The sequence below is a fragment of the uncultured Hyphomicrobium sp. genome (assembly GCF_902826555.1).
Lineage (GTDB): Bacteria > Pseudomonadota > Alphaproteobacteria > Rhizobiales > Hyphomicrobiaceae > Hyphomicrobium_C.
This window is the reverse complement of sequence record NZ_CADEFI010000079.1, coordinates 1-1,977: the sequence shown is the minus strand read 5'-3', so window position 1 is coordinate 1,977 and position 1,977 is coordinate 1. Positions and strand designations below refer to the sequence as shown.

Annotated in this window: 1 protein-coding gene; it reads right to left on the bottom strand. The window is 64.5% G+C overall.

What is annotated here, in order from left to right; all coding sequences use genetic code 11:
- Positions 1-1,977 (bottom strand): DNA-directed RNA polymerase subunit beta (gene rpoB / locus QZV93_RS17520; protein WP_295560009.1); only part of this gene is annotated, 1,977 nt, incomplete at both ends.

The window sequence follows — 1,977 nt, the reverse complement described above, 5'->3', positions numbered from 1 at the left end:
TCAGCGGGCGCTGGTTGATGCAGGTGTTCTGGTTCGAGCGCTGGAACTTGCGCAGACGGTAGATGTCGACGCCCGGCTTCGACGGATCGGTTTCGTCGGTGGCGCGGATGACGATACGGGTGGCGTCCACCTGGTCGACGATGCCGGCGCGGCGTGCGGCGATGGCCGCGCCCGAGTCACGGGCCACGACCTCCTCCATACCGGTGCCGACGAGCGGCGCCTCGGCCTTCACCAGCGGCACGGCCTGACGCTGCATGTTCGAGCCCATGAGGGCACGGTTGGCGTCGTCGTTCTCGAGGAACGGGATGAGGGCTGCGGCCACCGAAACGAGCTGTTTCGGCGACACGTCGATGTAGTCAACCTTGTCGACGGCCACCGGGACCACGTCGCCGTTGAAGCGGCAGATGACGAGGTCCTCGGTCAGATTGCCCTTGGCATCGATGTCGGCGTTGGCCTGAGCAACGTGATGACGCATCTCCTCCATGGCGGAGAGATAGACCACGGTGTCGGTGACCTTGCCGTCCTTCACCTTGCGGTACGGGCTCTCGATGAAGCCGTACTTGTTCACGCGTGCGAACGTCGCGAGCGAGTTGATGAGACCGATGTTGGGGCCTTCCGGCGTCTCGATCGGGCAGATGCGGCCGTAGTGCGTCGGGTGCACGTCGCGCACCTCGAAGCCGGCACGCTCGCGCGTCAGACCGCCCGGGCCAAGCGCCGAAAGGCGGCGCTTGTGGGTGATCTCGGAGAGCGGGTTGGTCTGGTCCATGAACTGGCTGAGCTGCGACGAGCCGAAGAACTCGCGCACCGCCGCCGCTGCCGGCTTGGCGTTGATCAGGTCCTGCGGCATCACGGTGTCGATCTCGACCGAGCTCATGCGCTCTTTGATGGCGCGCTCCATGCGAAGCAGGCCGACGCGGTACTGGTTCTCCATCAGCTCGCCGACCGAGCGCACGCGGCGGTTGCCGAGGTGGTCGATGTCGTCGATTTCGCCGCGGCCGTCGCGCAGGTCCACCAGCGTCTTGATGACGGCCAGGATGTCCTCCTTGCGGAGCACGCGCATGGTGTCAGGCGCATCGAGCTCGAGGCGCATGTTCATCTTCACACGGCCGACAGCCGAAAGGTCGTAGCGCTCGGCATCGAAGAACAGGCTGTGGAACAGGTTGGTCGCCGCATCAATGGTCGGCGGCTCGCCCGGGCGCATGACGCGGTAGATGTCCATCAGCGCTTCATCGCCGTTGGAGTTCTTGTCGATGTTGAGCGTGTTGCGGATGAAGGGTCCGATGTTGACGTGATCGATGTCGAGGACGTGGAATTCCTTGACCTTCTGATCCTTGAGCTCAGCAAGCAGCTTCGCGTCCAGCTCCGCGCCGGCCTCGGCGTAGATCTGGCCGTTGTCGAGGTCGACGATATCCTCGGCGATGTAGCGGCCGGCGAGGTCCTCGGACGAGACCAGCACCTCCTTGAGGCCACCCTCGGCAAGCTCACGCGCCCGGCGCGCAGTGATCTTGTCACCGGCCTTGGCAACGACGTCGCCGCTGCGGGCGTCCATCAGGTCGGCGAGCGGAGTCATGCCGCGCATCTTCTCGGGCATGAACGGCATCTTCCAGCCGCGCTTCGACTCCTTGACCGAGATCTGCTTGTAGAACGTCGACAGGATCTGCTCGTCGTCGAGGCCCAGTGCATAGAGCAGCGTCGTCACCGGCAGCTTGCGGCGACGGTCGATGCGCACGTAGACGACGTCCTTGGCGTCGAACTCGAAGTCGAGCCACGAGCCGCGATAGGGAATGATGCGGGCAGCGAAGAGAAGCTTGCCCGAGGCATGCGTGCGCCCACGGTCGTGATCGAAGAACACGCCCGGCGAACGGTGCATCTGCGAGACGATGACGCGCTCGGTGCCATTGATGACGAAGGTGCCGTTCGAGGTCATGAGCGGCATGTCGCCCATGTAGACGTCCTGCTCCTTGACGTCCTTGATCG